Source organism: Microbacterium sp. AK031 (assembly GCF_024807145.1).
Classification (GTDB): Bacteria; Actinomycetota; Actinomycetes; order Actinomycetales; family Microbacteriaceae; genus Microbacterium.
Window position 1 is genome coordinate 23,076 of record NZ_JANUCA010000005.1, and the last position, 14,621, is coordinate 37,696.

Annotated in this window: 14 protein-coding genes; 3 read left to right on the top strand and 11 right to left on the bottom strand. The window is 66.5% G+C overall.

All coding sequences use genetic code 11. The annotated features are described in order from the left end of the window. Window positions 1-46: 46 nt before the first annotated feature. The 4 genes from proB to rplU form a co-directional block, all read right to left on the bottom strand. On the bottom strand, window positions 47-841 hold the full coding sequence (proB, locus tag HDC95_RS10700) for a glutamate 5-kinase (RefSeq protein WP_259063448.1): 795 nt from the start codon (window positions 839-841) through the stop codon (window positions 47-49). Next, window positions 838-2,349, bottom strand: a complete 1,512-nt coding sequence (obgE, locus tag HDC95_RS10705) for a GTPase ObgE (protein WP_259063450.1) — start codon at window positions 2,347-2,349, stop codon at window positions 838-840. The genes proB and obgE overlap by 4 nt, the downstream gene beginning before the upstream one ends. 75 nt (window positions 2,350-2,424) lie before the next feature. Beyond that, complete coding sequence (gene rpmA, locus HDC95_RS10710) at window positions 2,425-2,685, bottom strand: 50S ribosomal protein L27 (protein ID WP_259063452.1); 261 nt, start codon at window positions 2,683-2,685, stop codon at window positions 2,425-2,427. Between the two features lie 20 nt (window positions 2,686-2,705). Continuing rightward, on the bottom strand, window positions 2,706-3,014 hold the full coding sequence (rplU, locus tag HDC95_RS10715; RefSeq protein ID WP_033107562.1) for a 50S ribosomal protein L21: 309 nt from the start codon (window positions 3,012-3,014) through the stop codon (window positions 2,706-2,708). Between the two features lie 215 nt (window positions 3,015-3,229). Here rplU and HDC95_RS10720 point away from each other — a divergent pair, with 215 nt between their 5' ends. Then, entirely contained in the window at window positions 3,230-3,499 is a 270-nt protein-coding gene (locus tag HDC95_RS10720) for a DUF4031 domain-containing protein (protein ID WP_259063454.1), read from the top strand. Here HDC95_RS10720 and HDC95_RS10725 read toward each other — a convergent pair. Next, the gene (locus HDC95_RS10725) at window positions 3,461-5,815 is read right to left on the bottom strand and encodes an Rne/Rng family ribonuclease (protein WP_259063455.1); all 2,355 of its coding nucleotides are present in this window, start codon (window positions 5,813-5,815) and stop codon (window positions 3,461-3,463) included. The genes HDC95_RS10720 and HDC95_RS10725 overlap by 39 nt on opposite strands. Window positions 5,816-6,110: 295 nt before the next feature. Here HDC95_RS10725 and HDC95_RS10730 point away from each other — a divergent pair, with 295 nt between their 5' ends. After that, window positions 6,111-6,728, top strand: coding sequence for a vitamin K epoxide reductase family protein (locus tag HDC95_RS10730; RefSeq protein ID WP_259063456.1), 618 nt, complete (start codon window positions 6,111-6,113; stop codon window positions 6,726-6,728). A 95-nt stretch (window positions 6,729-6,823) separates the two neighbouring features. On the opposite strand, the gene ndk is transcribed toward HDC95_RS10730, so the two are convergent. The 4 genes from ndk to ileS are packed head-to-tail and all read right to left on the bottom strand — an operon-like array spanning window position 6,824 to window position 12,369. Next, window positions 6,824-7,240 (bottom strand): nucleoside-diphosphate kinase, encoded by a 417-nt coding sequence (gene ndk / locus HDC95_RS10735; RefSeq protein WP_259063457.1) that lies wholly within the window; start codon window positions 7,238-7,240, stop codon window positions 6,824-6,826. A gap of 1 nt (window position 7,241) precedes the next feature. Next, on the bottom strand, window positions 7,242-7,670 hold the full coding sequence (locus HDC95_RS10740) for a DUF4233 domain-containing protein (RefSeq protein WP_259063458.1): 429 nt from the start codon (window positions 7,668-7,670) through the stop codon (window positions 7,242-7,244). After that, the gene (locus tag HDC95_RS10745) at window positions 7,667-9,019 is read right to left on the bottom strand and encodes a folylpolyglutamate synthase/dihydrofolate synthase family protein (RefSeq protein ID WP_259063459.1); all 1,353 of its coding nucleotides are present in this window, start codon (window positions 9,017-9,019) and stop codon (window positions 7,667-7,669) included. The genes HDC95_RS10740 and HDC95_RS10745 overlap by 4 nt, the downstream gene beginning before the upstream one ends. Beyond that, window positions 9,016-12,369, bottom strand: coding sequence for an isoleucine--tRNA ligase (ileS, locus tag HDC95_RS10750; protein WP_259063460.1), 3,354 nt, complete (start codon window positions 12,367-12,369; stop codon window positions 9,016-9,018). The genes HDC95_RS10745 and ileS overlap by 4 nt, the downstream gene beginning before the upstream one ends. 303 nt (window positions 12,370-12,672) lie before the next feature. Here ileS and HDC95_RS10755 point away from each other — a divergent pair, with 303 nt between their 5' ends. Next, window positions 12,673-13,323 (top strand): pentapeptide repeat-containing protein, encoded by a 651-nt coding sequence (locus HDC95_RS10755; protein WP_259063461.1) that lies wholly within the window; start codon window positions 12,673-12,675, stop codon window positions 13,321-13,323. A gap of 43 nt (window positions 13,324-13,366) precedes the next feature. On the opposite strand, the gene HDC95_RS10760 is transcribed toward HDC95_RS10755, so the two are convergent. Continuing rightward, a complete protein-coding gene (locus tag HDC95_RS10760) occupies window positions 13,367-14,344 on the bottom strand; it encodes an ArsA family ATPase (protein ID WP_259063463.1) in 978 nt (325 codons plus the stop codon). Beyond that, window positions 14,335-14,619 (bottom strand): cory-CC-star protein, encoded by a 285-nt coding sequence (locus HDC95_RS10765; RefSeq protein ID WP_259063464.1) that lies wholly within the window; start codon window positions 14,617-14,619, stop codon window positions 14,335-14,337. Before HDC95_RS10765 ends, HDC95_RS10760 begins: the two co-directional genes overlap by 10 nt. Window positions 14,620-14,621: the final 2 nt, after the last annotated feature.

Genomic DNA, 14,621 nt, shown 5'->3' on the forward strand with positions numbered 1-14,621 from the left:
CGGTCATTCTACCGACGCTCGTCAGCGCGGAGCGTTCGATGACGCCTCAGACGGCCGCGGTCTCCGCCGGTTCGAACCAGGTACCGATGTCCCGGCCGTTGAGTGCATCGGCGACGAGGTCGGCGCTCGTGACGAGAACGCCGATCCCGGATGCTGCGGCGAGTCTCGCCGCGGACACCTTGGTCGCAGCCCCTCCGGTTCCGACACTGTTCACGACGGTCGCACCGAACTCGAGACCGGCGAGGTCGGCATCGGCGGCGATCAGCTCGATCGGCTCCGCGTCCGGCTCGGTCGGCGGCTTGGTGTAGAGCGCCTCGATGTCGCTGAGGAGCACCAGCGCGTCAGCCTGGATCAGCTGCGCCACGAGAGCGGCGAGCCGGTCGTTGTCGCCGAAGCGGATCTCCTGCGTGGCGACGGTGTCGTTCTCGTTCACGATCGGAAGGATTCGCAGACCCAGCAGGCGCTCCATCGCACGACGCGCGTTGCTGCGCGACATCGAGTTCTCGAGATCGCCGGTGGTGAGCAGCACCTGGCCTGCAACGACCTTGAACGGCCGCATGGCCTCCTGATAGCGGTAGACGAGGATGTTCTGTCCCACCGCGGCCGCAGCCTGCTGCGTCGCGAGGTCCGTGGGCCTGGCATCCAGATCCAGGAACGGGATGCCGGTGGCGATCGCTCCCGATGAAACGAGCACGATCTCGCATCCGCGCCCGTGCGCTGACGCCAGGGCGTGGACGATCATCGGTATGCGCCACGACGACTCACCGCTGATCGACGAAGAGCCGACCTTCACGACGATGCGCTCGGCTGTCGCCAGCTCTGCGCGTGTGCGTGCGGTCATGCGCCTTCCCCGTCGAAGTCCTCCTCGACCGTGACGCGACGCTTCAGGTCCTGCTCGGCTCGGATCGCAGCCTTCTCGTCCATCCGCTCGTAGTACTTCTCGCGGCGCTCGCTTGTCGTGCGGCGCGAATTCGGCGCGAGACGCGGGTCGGTGCCGCGGGGCGCAGTCATCAGCTCGGCAGCCGAGGCCATCGCGGGCTCCCAGTCGAACACCAGACCCTCGCCCTCGCCGATGACGACGGTGGCACCAGGTGCCGCACCGAGACGGAACAGCTCCGTCTCGACACCGAGACGTTCGAGGCGGTCGGCGAGATATCCGACGGCCTCTTCGTTCTGGAAGTCGGTCTGCTGCACCCAGCGCACCGGCTTCTCGCCGAGGATGCGATAGTACGTGCCGTACGATCCGCCCTCGATGCGGATCGTGAAGGGCTTCTCCGACCCCTTGGGTCGGATGACGACCCGCTCGGTGGGAACCTCGACCGCGGCCTCGGCCCGGTGCTTCTCGACGATCTCGCCGAGCGCGAAGGTCAGCGGACGCAGCCCCTCATGCGATACGGTCGAAATGTCGAAGACGCGGAATCCACGAGCCTCGAGCTCTGGGCGAACGAGGTCGGCGAGATCCCGAGCCTCGGGAACGTCGATCTTGTTCAGTGCGACGAGTTGCGGTCGCTCCAACAGCGGAGTCTGGCCCTCTGGCACCTCGTAGGCAGCGAGCTCGCCGAGGATGACATCGAGATCCGAGATCGGATCGCGGCCCGGCTCGAGGGTCGCACAGTCGAGGACGTGCAGCAGCGCTGAGCAGCGCTCCACATGGCGGAGGAACTCGAGTCCGAGACCACGGCCTTCGCTCGCACCTTCGATGAGCCCCGGAACGTCCGCAATCGTGTAGCGGGACTCGCCTGCCTGGACGACGCCGAGGTTCGGATGCAGTGTGGTGAACGGGTAGTCCGCGATCTTCGGACGCGCCGCGGAGACGGCTGCGATAAGGCTCGACTTGCCGGCCGATGGGTAGCCGACGAGCGCGACGTCGGCGACCGTCTTGAGCTCGAGCACGATGTCGCCCTCGAACCCGGGAGTGCCGAGCAGCGCGAATCCTGGAGCCTTGCGCTTGGTGGTGGCGAGTGCGGCATTGCCGAGGCCGCCACGGCCGCCCTGGGCGACGACGAAGCGCTCACCGGGAACGACCATGTCGATGAGCACGTCGCCGTCGGTGGTCTTCACGACGGTGCCTACCGGAACGGGAAGCTCCAGCGCCTCTCCGTCGAAACCGGAGCGGTGATCCCCCATGCCGAAGCCGCCATTAGCCGACTTGCGGTGCGGTGAGTGATGATACGAAAGCAGCGTGCCGGTCTGAGTATCGGCCACGAGCACGATGTCGCCGCCGTTGCCGCCGTTACCGCCATCGGGACCGCCGAGGGGCTTGAACTTCTCACGGTGAACGGAGACACAGCCGTTGCCGCCCTTGCCGGCGCGCAGATGCAGCGTCACCGTGTCGACGAACGAGACCATGTCTGGATTACCCCTCAGATACGCGGACGGGGCGAGCCGAAGCCCGCCCCGAACCGGATGTGTGCTGTGCTGCGATTACTCGGCAGCAGCGGCGACGATGTTGACGACCTTGCGGCCGCCCTTCGCGCCGAATGCGACAGCGCCCGCCTCGAGAGCGAACAGCGTGTCGTCACCGCCACGGCCGACGTTGATGCCGGGGTGGAAGTGGGTGCCGCGCTGACGGACGATGATCTCGCCTGCGCTGACCTGCTGACCGCCGAAGCGCTTCACGCCAAGTCGCTGGGCGTTGGAGTCACGACCGTTGCGGGTGGAGCTTGCGCCCTTTTTGTGTGCCATGTCCTGAGCCTCTTCTGTGCTTACTTGATGCCGGTGATCTTGACGCGCGTGAGGTCCTGACGGTGGCCCTGGCGCTTCTTGTAGCCGGTCTTGTTCTTGAACTTCTGGATGATGATCTTCGGGCCGCGGAGGTTGCCGATGACCTCAGCGGTCACCTTCACCTTGGCCAGCTTGTCGGCGTCGGTGGTCACCGTTGCGCCGTCGACGAGGAGCACTGCGGCCAGCTCGATCTTCTCGCCCTGGGCGGCCTTGACACGGTCGAGCTGAACGATCGTGCCGACCTCGACCTTCTCCTGCCGTCCACCGGCGCGCACTACTGCGTAAACCACTTCATACCTGTTTCGTTGGGGAGCTCACGGCTCCGTAAATCTCACGGGAAGACTGTGCCTGCGTTCGTCGCAAGTCCGACGGGTGCGAGCACAAGGCTGTACCGCGCCGACCCGTGGGGACGACTCAGCTCGCGCACCAAAGGACAACTTTACCGGATAGATCGCTGAGTCGCAAAGCGAGCCGACTCGCGTGTTCGGCGCCGTAGGATCGCTGGGTGACCGTTCTGATCGACGACCCTATATGGCCTGCGCACGGACGGCTCTGGGCACACCTGGTCAGCGAAGACAGCCTTGAGGAACTCCACGCGTTCGCGCTCCTCAACGACCTTCCGGCTCGGGCCTTCGATCTCGATCACTACGATGTGCCTGCCGACGCACTCCCCCGGCTCATCGCCGCCGGCGCCGTGCACGTCGGCGGCAAGGAGCTCACGAGGAGATTGATTGCCTCAGGACTCCGAATCCCCGCCCGCGACCGCCGTCGCTGACGAGTTCACGGACACCGGGGTGCCTGTGAGTGCCGCCGTCGTCACCCGACGCCTGTTGCGACCCTGACCCGGCGCCTTCGGCTCGGGAAGGGCATCCAGCACGGAATCGAGCAACTGCTCGGCCTGAGTCTTCGGCGCCGCCTTGCCGCGCTCGGATGGGCGCTTCTTGCGGGGCTTCTTCGGACGCTCTGCCGCGGCCGGCTGCTCGGCGTGAGCCGTTGCAGGCGCCTCGGCAACGGCCTCCGCTGCAGTTTCCGCACTCGGAGCGCGCGTCGACGCGGCGATCTGCGCGAGGGCCGTCTTGGCGCCTTCGGGGATGCTGTGGGTCGCCGCGCTCGACGGCTGAGTGCTCTGACTCGACTGGCCGTTCCCGCCGCGCTGGCGACGATTGTTCGACGAGCCGCCATTGGTGGAGCTCGAACGGTGCTTGACCACAGGATCGTGATGCACGACGACGCCACGGCCGGCGCAGACCTCGCAGGGCTCACTGAAGGTCTCCAACAGACCGAGGCCGAGCTTCTTGCGTGTCATCTGCACGAGGCCGAGCGAGGTGACCTCTGCGACCTGGTGCTTCGTGCGGTCGCGGCTGAGGCACTCGATGAGGCGGCGGAGTACGAGGTCGCGGTTGGACTCGAGCACCATGTCGATGAAATCGACGACGATGATGCCGCCGATGTCGCGCAGCCGCAGCTGACGGACGATCTCCTCCGCTGCCTCGAGGTTGTTCTTGGTGACGGTCTCCTCGAGGTTTCCGCCTGATCCCACGAACTTGCCCGTGTTGACGTCTACGACCGTCATCGCCTCGGTGCGGTCGATGACGAGCGAGCCGCCGGAGGGCAGCCATACCTTGCGGTCGAGTGCCTTCTCTATCTGCTCAGTGATGCGGAACGCATCGAACGGATCGGTCTCGTCCTCGTACGGCTCGACGCGCTCGAGAAGGTCGGGAGCGACGCTTTCCAGATATGCCCGGATGGTCTGCTGCGCATCCTCGCCCTGGATCAGCATCTTCGTGAAGTCCTCGTTGAAGACGTCTCGGACGATCTTGACGAGAAGATCGGGCTCGGCGTGCAGCAGCGCGGGGGCCGACTGGTTGTCGACCTGCTTGCGGATGTGCTCCCACTGCGTGGTGAGGCGCTGCACATCGCGTGTCAACTGGTCTTCCGTCGCGCCTTCTGCAGCGGTGCGCACGATGACGCCGGAGGACTCGGGCAGCACCTCCTTGAGGATGCGCTTGAGGCGGGCTCGCTCGTTGTCGGGAAGCTTGCGCGAGATGCCGTTCATGGACCCGTTCGGCACATACACGAGGTACCGACCGGGAAGGGAGATCTGGCTGGTGAGGCGAGCACCCTTGTGCCCAACCGGATCCTTCGTGACCTGCACGAGGACGCGGTCGCCCGGCTTCAGTGCCAGCTCGATGCGCCGGGGCTGGTTGCCGGTCTCGACGCCATCCCAGTCGACTTCACCGGAGTAGAGCACCGCGTTGCGTCCGCGGCCGATGTCGACGAAGGCCGCCTCCATGCTCGGCAGCACGTTCTGCACGCGACCGAGATAGACGTTGCCGATCAGCGACGCGTCCTGGTTGCGGGCGACGTAGTGCTCCACGAGTACACCGTCCTCGAGAACGCCGATCTGGGTGCGCGAGTTCTTGGAGCGCACGACCATCTTGCGGTCGACGGATTCACGACGTGCGAGGAACTCGGCCTCGGTCACGACAGGGCGACGCCGACCGGCATCCCGACCGTCACGACGACGCTGCTTCTTGGCCTCGAGGCGAGTGGAACCCTTGATCGCCTTCGGCTCTGTGATGTACTCGACGGCGCGCTGACGCTGACGCGGCTCCTCGCGCTGGTCGTCACTCTCGCTGCTGCCGCCGCGACGACGACGCCCGCGGCGTGCCGCGGGTGCGTCATCCTCGTCGCTCTCGCGGATGTCGCGATCACGCCCGCCACGCGGGTCACGATCACGGTCGCGCCCAGACAGTGCAGGCAGCGGAACGATCTCCGGTGCGTAGAAGCGCAGCTGGGTCGAGACCTGCGAGACGAAGACCTCCGGAAGAAGGCCCAGTGTGACCGCCGTGATCGGCTCGGAGTCCGTCGGTGCGGTCGGCGCATCTTCTGCGACGGGCTCCGCCTGCTCAGGCTCAGAGGCCTGCTCAGGCTCGGAGGCCTGCTCAGGCTCAGCCGCCTGCTCGGCTTCAGCAGCCTGCTCGGTCTCAGCGACCGGATCCGGTGCGGGAAGCGAATCCTGCGGTGCTACCGGAGCCTCCGTGTGCGCGTCGAGGGTAGGGGTGTTGTTGTCATTGTTCTCATCGGCCATCTCTGGCTAACTCCCTGCGCGGAGCAACAGGTGCTCCGCGAAATCTCATGCGGCACCCGCGGGTGCCGCGAACTCACTCGGTTTGCGACCGGCTCATGGCTCTGATCGCGAGGGGCATTGGACCCCGAAGTCTGCGTCGATGCGTTTCACGGCTGCGCCGCTCGATGCATCAGATCTCATTATCGCATCATGTTGCCCAGTTCGCGGCATCCGCGCCGTCTGCGCCGTGTAGCGGAACCGGTTCAGACCGCGCGAATGAGCCCGGATCCATAGGAACCGCTGAGATAATCACGACATGAGCGAGCAGCGCACCCGCCCCGTCGGCTTCGGAATCTGGCTGATCGTCGCCAGTGTGATCGGCTGGTGGGCGGCGTTCCAGCTCACGATCGACAAATTCATCCAACTCGAGAATCCGGATGCCGATCTGAACTGCAACGTCAGCGTCATGATCCAGTGTGGCAAGAATCTAGATTCATGGCAGGGCGAGATCTTCGGTTTCCCCAACCCGATCATCGGACTCACCGGTTGGATGGCGCCCCTCGTCGTCGGCGTGGCGGTGCTCGCCGGAGCCCGCTTCCCCCGCTGGTTCTGGGCGGCATTCGGCGCCGGGATGACCTTCGCGATCGGATTCGTCGGCTGGCTGATCTGGCAGAGCCTCTATGCGACGAACCTCGGCGTCCTGTGCCCCTGGTGCATGCTCACGTGGGCGATCACGATCCCGACCTTCTTGGCGACGATGGTGCATCTGGCGCGCAACGGCACGTTCAGCAGATCAGAGCGTTTCCGTGAACGAGCCGGTCGCCTGATGATCTGGGTTCCGCTCGCGACGATCCTCGTCTACGCCGTCGTCATCGCTCTCATTCAGCTGCGCGGCCTCGACCTGCTCGGAGAGGTCGTCGGGATGATCGTCTGACGGGAGCCGAGCCCGAACACGACGAAGCCCGCCGGCTCCTGTGCAGGACTCCGGCGGGCTTCGTGCTGTCAGGATCAGTCGAGGCGCTGTTCAGGTCAGGCGAACCAGATTCCGAGCTCGCGTGCGGCAGACTCTGGGCTGTCCGATCCGTGCACGAGGTTCTGCTGCACTGCGAGGCCCCAGTCGCGTCCGAGATCACCGCGGATCGTGCCGGGTGCGGCGGTGGTGGGGTCGGTCGTGCCCGCCAGCGAGCGGAATCCCTCGATCACGCGGTTGCCGGTGAGGCGGATCGCCACGGACGGGCCGGACATCATGAACTCGAGCAGGGGCTCGTAGAACGGCTTGCCCTCGTGCTCGGCGTAGTGCTCGGCGAGCACATCACGGTCGGGCTCGACCAGACGGATGTCGACGAGCGCGTAGCCCTTGGCCTCGATGCGGGCGAGAATCGTGCCGGTGAGGCCGCGGGCGACGCCGTCGGGCTTGACGAGGACGAGGGTTTCTTCAGTGGCCATGTCAATCGCTCTCTGTGTGAGTGTCGGTTTCTTCAGTGAGTCGGCTCGGCTCGTCAGGACGTCGTGCGTCCAGACGGGCCCCCATGATCGTCGCATACGCCCACATGCCACCGAAAACCAGAACGACGAGCAGGACGGCCGGCACGAAGAACGCCGACAGTGCGACGATCACCTGCAGCACCCAGCCGGCGCTGATCGCCCAGGGCCTCGTGATCATTCCGGCGACGGCCACCATCGCGACCGCAACGATGACGCCTCCGACGATCGCCCACCACTGCGGCAGACCCCAGGGCAGCGAATTGAGGCCGAAGATCGTGAGGCCGACGAGCAGTACGACGATGGCCTCGAAACCGAGGACGATCGGAGCGAGCTTCTGCACGAGGGTTCGCGGAGCACGGGCGGGGCGCGGCGCGGGCGCGGCGTCGCTCATGCGCGCCACCCCGACTTCCAGTCCTCTTCCTCCGCAAGCGCGATCGCTTCTCCTGCGAGCACGATGGATCCGGCGATCACGACGGCGCGACGATCCGACGATGCTGCCCACTCGCGTGCCGCGTCTGCCGCGTCTGCAAGCGTCGGATGCACCGTGGCGCGCTGTCCGGTGGATTCAACGAGATCGGCGATGACGTCTGCATCGCTCGCCCGCTCGCTCTCCGGCGCGGTCGCGAACACATGGGACACCGCCGGGGCGAGCTCGGCGATGATGCCGGCTGCGTCCTTGTCGGCGAGAACACCGAGCACCAGCCCCCACTCGTCGAAGTCGAAGCTGTCGTCCAGCGACTGCGCGAGCGCCTTGGCGCCGTGCGGGTTGTGCGCGGCGTCCACGACCACGGTCGGTGCGATCCCGAGCAGCTGGAGCCGCCCTGGTGATGTCGCACCTTGCAGACCGTCGGTGATGATGTCGCCGGCGATGTGCTGCGTGCCTGCGCCGATCAGCGACTCCACGGCCGCCACGGCGAGGGCAGCGTTGTGCCCCTGGTGCGCGCCGTACAGAGGCAGGTACTCCTCGACATAGGCGCCGGCGAGCCCGCGAATGGTCAGCAGCTGTCCGCCGACGGCGAGCTTCTGATCGGTGAGTCCGAACTCCTCACCCTCGAACGCGATGGTGGCGTTCTTCGAGCTCGCGACCCTGCGCAGCACTTCGGCGGCCTCGGCGGGCTGCTGGGCTGACACCACGGCAGCGCCCTCCTTGATGATGCCGGCCTTGACCTCCGCGATCGCTGCGATCGTGTCGCCGAGTCGGTCGGCGTGGTCGATGGCGATCGGAGCGAACACCGCGACATCGCCGTCTGCGGTGTTCGTGGAATCCCAGGAGCCGCCCATGCCCACTTCGAGCACGAGCACATCGACCGGGGCATCCGATGCCGCGACGAACGCCAGCACGGTGAGCAGCTCGAAGAACGTCAGCGGTGCATCGCCCGTCTTCTCGAGCTCAGCATCCACGATCGACACGAAGGGCTCGATCTCGTCCCAGGCGTCGGCGACCGCACCGTCGTCGATGGGCTCGCCGTCGATCATGATGCGCTCTGTGAATCGCTCGAGGTGAGGACTCGTGAACAGACCGGTGCGCAGCCCATGTGCCCGCACCAGGCTCTCGATCATGCGAGCGGTCGACGTCTTCCCGTTGGTGCCGGTGATGTGCACGACGCGGTACGTGCGCTGCGGATCGTCGAGGAGCTCGAGGATGCGCGCTGTGCGCTCCTTGCGCGGCTGCACCCAGCGCTCGCCCGCCCGGCTCAGCAGAGCCTCGTATACGGCGTCTGCGCGCTTGCGGTCGCTCATGCGGATGCCCCTTCGATATTGGAGTCGATCGTGACGATGATCGCGGACTTGTCCGATCCGAGCGCGGTGGCGCCGCTGCGGAAGACGCCGTCACCGGGGCTGGTCACGGACTTGATCAGTTCGTCCATGTCGTCGGTCGCCTGCACGGCGAAGGCGATGGCGAGGGTCTCCCCCGCGATCAGCTCAGCATGCGTGCGCAGCGCGTCAGAGTTCTCCGGAGAGACGTTCAGCGCCAGCACGATCCGGTCGCTCACGTCGAGACCGGCGTTCTTGCGCGCCTCCTGCACGACGCGGATCGCATCGCGGGCCATCCCTTCGGATTCCAGCTCCGGGGTTGTCTGCGTGTCGAGCAGCACGAAACCGCCACTCGGCACAATCGCGAGGGCCTCACCCTCCGGCCGACCTGTCGTCTCGAGCGCGAGCTCGTACTCGGCGGGCTCGAGAGCGATCCCGTCGACGACGACAGCCCCGTCCTTCTCCTCCCATAGCCCGGCTCTGGCACCGGCGATGACATGCTGCACCTGCTTGCCCAGGCGGGGTCCTGCCGCACGTGCATTCACGCTCAGGCGGTGGCTGATGCCGTATTCCGCCGCCGCGGTGTCGGTGAGCTGCACGAGCTCCACGGACTTCACGTTGAGCTCGTCGCGCAGGATGTCCTCGAACTGGCCCAACGTGTTCGCGAGCGGCGACACGACGCTGAAGCGCGCGAGCGGCAGACGCACGCGCAGCTTCTCCTTCTTGCGCAGGGCGTTGCCGACGCTGGAGAGTTCGCGCACGGCATCCATCGCATCGCGGATGTCATCCGCGGCGGGGAATGCCTCAGCATCCGGCCAATCGGTCAGATGCACGCTGCGGCCACCGGTGAGGCCCTGCCAGACCCGCTCACTGACCAGCGGCACGAGGGGCGCAGCGACACGGGTGAGCGTCTCGAGCACGGTGTAGAGCGTGTCGAACGCCTCGCGGCTCTTCGGATCGTCGGTCACGCCGGTCCAGAACCGATCACGGGAGCGACGGATGTACCAGTTCGTCAGCACCTCGGCGAAGTCGCGAAGACGAGCGGATGCTGAAGTCGAGTCGAGTCCCTCGAGATCGGCTCGGACCTCACGGACGAGGTCGCCGGTGCGTGCCAGGATGTAGCGATCGAGCACGTCGGTCGAGTCCGTGCGCCACGTGGCTTCGTATCCGTCGGAGGCGTTCGCATACGTCGCGAAGAAGTACCACGAGCTCCACAGCGGCAGCAGGAACTCCCGCACGCCGGCACGGATGCCCTCCTCCGTGACGGCGAGGTTGCCGCCCCGCAGCACCGAGCTCGACATCAGGAACCAGCGCATCGCGTCGGAGCCGTCACGGTCGAGCACCTCGGAGACATCCGGGTAGTTGCGCAGCGATTTCGACATCTTGTAGCCGTCGTTGCCGAGCACGATGCCGTGGCAGCTGACGCCGGTGAACGCCGGACGGTCGAACAGCGCGGTCGACAGCACGTGCATCAGGTAGAACCAGCCACGGGTCTGCCCGATGTACTCGACGATGAAGTCGGCCGGCGAGTGCGAGTCGAACCACTCCTGGTTCTCGAACGGGTAGTGCACCTGCGCGTAGGGCATGGATCCGGAGTCGAACCAGACGTCGAAGACGTCCTCTATGCGGCGCATGGTCGACTTCCCCGTCGGGTCGTCGGGGTTCGGACGCGTCAGCTCGTCGATGTACGGCCGGTGCAGGTCGACTTCACCCTCTGGGTTGCGCGGCAGCGTGCCGAAGTCGCGCTCCAGATCCGCCAGCGACCCGTACGAGTCGACGCGCGGGTATTCCGGGTCGTCGCTCTTCCAGATCGGGATGGGAGAGCCCCAGTAGCGGTTGCGGCTGATCGACCAGTCGCGCGCGCCCTCGAGCCACTTGCCGAACTGCCCGTGCTTGACGTTCTCCGGAACCCAGGTGATCTGCTCGTTGTTCGCGAGCATCTTGTCCTTGATGTCGGTGACACGGACGAACCAGCTCGAGACGGCCTTGTAGATCAGGGGGTTCCGGCAACGCCAGCAGTGCGGGTAGGAGTGCTCGTAGCTGGCCTCGCGCACGAGTCGTCCACTGTCCTTGAGCAGGCGGATGAGCGGGCGGTTGGCGTCCATCCACAGCTCGCCGGCGACGTCGGTGACGTTCGGTAGGAACCGTCCACCGTCATCGAGGGAGATGATCGTCGGGATGCCGGCCGCGCCGGCCACTCGCTGGTCGTCCTCACCGTAGGCGGGCGCCTGGTGGACGATGCCGGTGCCGTCGGTGGTGGTGACGTAGTCGTCAGCGAGGATGCGCCACGCGTTCTCGGTGCCATAGGTCTCGGCGTCGGCGTAGTAGTCGAACAGGTGGTCATAGGTGACGTCCTGCAGTTGGGCGCCTGTGAGCGTCACGTCGACGGCGGCGACAGCATCCGCCGCCGACTCGTAGCCGAGATCCTTGGCGTAGCCGGCGAGCAGATCGCGGGCCAGCAGGTAGCGGTGTGCGGATGCTTCGACCGGCTCACCGGCGTTGTGCACGTCGGCTGCGCCGCCGGGACCTGCAGGAAGAACGACGTACTCGATCTCCGGTCCCACGGCGAGCGCGAGGTTGGTCGGGAGGGTCCACGGGGTCGTCGTCCATGCGAGGGCGCGCACGCCGGTGAGCCCTAGCGACTCGGCTTTGACGCCGGTGAGCGGGAACGTCACGGTCACGGACGGGTCCTGACGCATCTTGTAGACGTCGTCGTCCATGCGCAGCTCGTGGGCGCTGAGCGGCGTCTCGTCGCGCCAGCAGTACGGCAGCACGCGGTAGCCCTCGTAAGCGAGCCCCTTGTCGTACAGGGTCTTGAACGCCCAGAGCACGCTCTCCATGTAGTTCGTGTCGAGCGTCTTGTAGCCGCGCTCGAAGTCGACCCAGCGCGCCTGGCGGGTGACATACTCCTGCCACTGATCGGTGTATGCCAGCACCGACTCGCGCGCCTTGGCATTGAACGTGTCGATGCCCATGGCTTCGATCTCGCTCTTCTCGGTGATGCCGAGCTGCTTCATCGCCTCGAGCTCTGCGGGCAGGCCGTGCGTGTCCCAGCCGAAGACGCGGTCGACCTTCTTGCCGATCATGGTCTGGAACCGGGGGAAGAGGTCCTTGGCGTACCCGGTGAGCAGGTGGCCGTAGTGAGGCAGGCCGTTGGCGAACGGCGGGCCGTCGTAGAAGACCCACTCCTCGGCGCCCTCACGCTGCGCGATGGATGCGCGGAAGGTGTCGTCCTCCTCCCAGAAGTCGAGCACCTCGCGCTCGATCTGCGGGAACCGAGGGCTGGGGGCGACGTCGGCGGCAGGGCCGAAGGATGAAGGGCGTGGGTATGTCATCGTGTCTCGCAGTGCTCGTGGCGGATGCTCCGTGCGAGGACGATCCTCGCGGACCGCGGTACCACCTCGCGTGCGGTGCCTCACGGCACTGCCACTCTCACTGCGGCGATGACGGGCCTGCCCCGCTCGGTTCTACTGGGCCTTGCGACTGTTCTTCCGAGAGCTCCCCGGTGATGGCCGGATCAAAGCGTGTGCGTCCATTGTACGCGCGGTGCGCTGTACCCCGCGCCTGGGCCGGCGAATGGATTGGCCCGGCGCAGCGCTTCGGCCGGATATGTCCGCTGCACCGCATACGCTCAAGGGGTGGCTCGCGCATCCGTCTCTCCTGCTCCTCCCCGTGTCTCCGAACCGGATCTGCCGCGGCATCTCGAACGCGTCGAGCCGGCGCGCGGCGCAGACCTCCTCCAGGCGACGCTGCACTTGTCCGGCGACGTCGACCTCGCCCACTCCTCGCTCGAGCAGTGCGTGCTCACGGCGGATGCCGAGCGCGTCGACCTCACCGGCGCCACAGTGCTCGATGTAGATGCGAAGGATCTGCGCGTCGCCTCCATGTCATTGCGGAACGCCGGCATCCGTCGTCTGCGCATCACCGGCGGACGCATCGGCACGCTCGATCTCAGTGGCAGCCGCCTCGACGAGCTGGAGATCCGCGACGTGCGCATCGACTACCTGACGTTCGGGGGCGCGAAAGGATCGGACATCCTCATCGCAGACTCCACGATCCGCACGCTGGATCTTCCCCAGGCCGAGATCACCCGGATGGCGTTCGTCGCCTGCCGCAGTGATGAAGTCGACCCGCGCGGTCTGCGCGCGAAGGACGTCGACCTGCGCGGACTCGACGCCGAGATCTTCACCGATGCCAACGGCCTGCGCGGCACCACTCTCACGACGTTCCAGATCCAGAAGCTCGCGCCCGCGATCGCTGCGGGGCTGGGCATTCAGATCAAGGACTGAGTCCCGCGCGGTCCGAACCGGCGCAGATCGCGGCACACGCGGGTCAGCGAGGTGATGTCACGAGGAGTGCTGCGAGGTTCTCCAGCGCGGCGAAACCCGTGAGTTCACCCGCAACCAGCGGCACCTCCACGAGCGGCGTCCCCGGAATTCTCGCCCGAACCGACTCCAGTTGACGATCCTCCATGACGCGCCGCCGGTGCAGCAGCTCGCCCGCATCAGCCGGAGAGCGACGATTGGCCACGAGAGCGACGATATGCACGCGCATCCCTGTCAGCGTGTCGACGACCTCGAGCGTCTCTGCCACCGGCAGAGCCTCCGCGGTGAACACGACCACGAAGCCGGCGCGCTCAGAATCGGTGATGGCCCGCTGCAGGTTCTCGAAACGCTCGCGGCGACGCTGCAGCAATCGTCGCAACTTCGCGTCAGCCGAGGGCGCAGGATCGGCCTTCCCCGTCAACCCGCGCATCGCCGCGGAGAATCGTTCAGAGCGGTCCCGGTTGCGCAGCAGAGTCTCGGTCCAGCCCGCCAGTTGCCCTGGAAGCGCGAGCAGGCGAAGCGTGTGTCCAGACGGCGCGGTATCGAACACCACCAGATCGTATTCGCGCTCCCCGAGCTCGGCGGCCTCCGCGATCCGCTCGAGTACCGCGGCTTCGTGGCTGCCGGGGGCGTGACGCGCGCGTTCCAGGTGGGCACGCGCCTCGGCATGCTGCCGCTCGGGCAGCAACCTGGTCATGGTCTGCTCGACGGCAGACAGATGTCTCTCGATCGTCGCCTCGGGGTCGATCTCCATGCCATCGAGTGTGCCGCCGTGCGCACCGGGCTGTGCCAGGCGAACGGGAGCATCACCGACCTCCCGCTCCCAGAGATGACCGAGGTTGTGCGCTGGATCGGTCGAGACCACCAGCACCCGCGCACCCTCTCTCGCTCTCGCCAGCGCGATCGCCGAAGCAAGAGAAGTCTTGCCCACGCCGCCCTTGCCGCCGATGAAGAGAATCCGGCGGCGAGGGTCCGTCAGCAGCAAGAGACCTGGTCCAGGGGTGAGCGGGGCATCCCCATCCTTCGGTGCCAGGCGTGGAAGTCCTCTGCAAGCATCGGCATCAATTCTGCACTGTAATACGCTGCGGGATCCGGTACCCCGAGTGCCTCGCCGAGAACGACCATGGTGAACAGGTCGTCCTCATCACGTCGCTCCCGAGCCAGCGTCTGCCGGTACGGCCCCGCGTAATACTCGGTCAATCCGTCCCGGAAGGCGGCCCAGCGTCGGTACAGACGCTGGGCCGCCGCACGGTTCTTCACGA

Bases quoted from the DNA above. Each gene is read 5' to 3' on its own strand.
- proB (WP_259063448.1), bottom strand. From the start codon at position 841: ATGACCGCACGCACACGCGCAGAGCTGGCGACAGCCGAGCGCATCGTC.
- obgE (WP_259063450.1), bottom strand. From the start codon at position 2,349: ATGGTCTCGTTCGTCGACACGGTGACGCTGCATCTGCGCGCCGGCAAG.
- rpmA (WP_259063452.1), bottom strand. From the start codon at position 2,685: ATGGCACACAAAAAGGGCGCAAGCTCCACCCGCAACGGTCGTGACTCC.
- HDC95_RS10725 (WP_259063455.1), bottom strand. From the start codon at position 5,815: ATGGCCGATGAGAACAATGACAACAACACCCCTACCCTCGACGCGCAC.
- HDC95_RS10730 (WP_259063456.1), top strand. From the start codon at position 6,111: ATGAGCGAGCAGCGCACCCGCCCCGTCGGCTTCGGAATCTGGCTGATC.
- ndk (WP_259063457.1), bottom strand. From the start codon at position 7,240: ATGGCCACTGAAGAAACCCTCGTCCTCGTCAAGCCCGACGGCGTCGCC.
- HDC95_RS10740 (WP_259063458.1), bottom strand. From the start codon at position 7,670: ATGAGCGACGCCGCGCCCGCGCCGCGCCCCGCCCGTGCTCCGCGAACC.
- HDC95_RS10745 (WP_259063459.1), bottom strand. From the start codon at position 9,019: ATGAGCGACCGCAAGCGCGCAGACGCCGTATACGAGGCTCTGCTGAGC.
- ileS (WP_259063460.1), bottom strand. From the start codon at position 12,369: ATGACATACCCACGCCCTTCATCCTTCGGCCCTGCCGCCGACGTCGCC.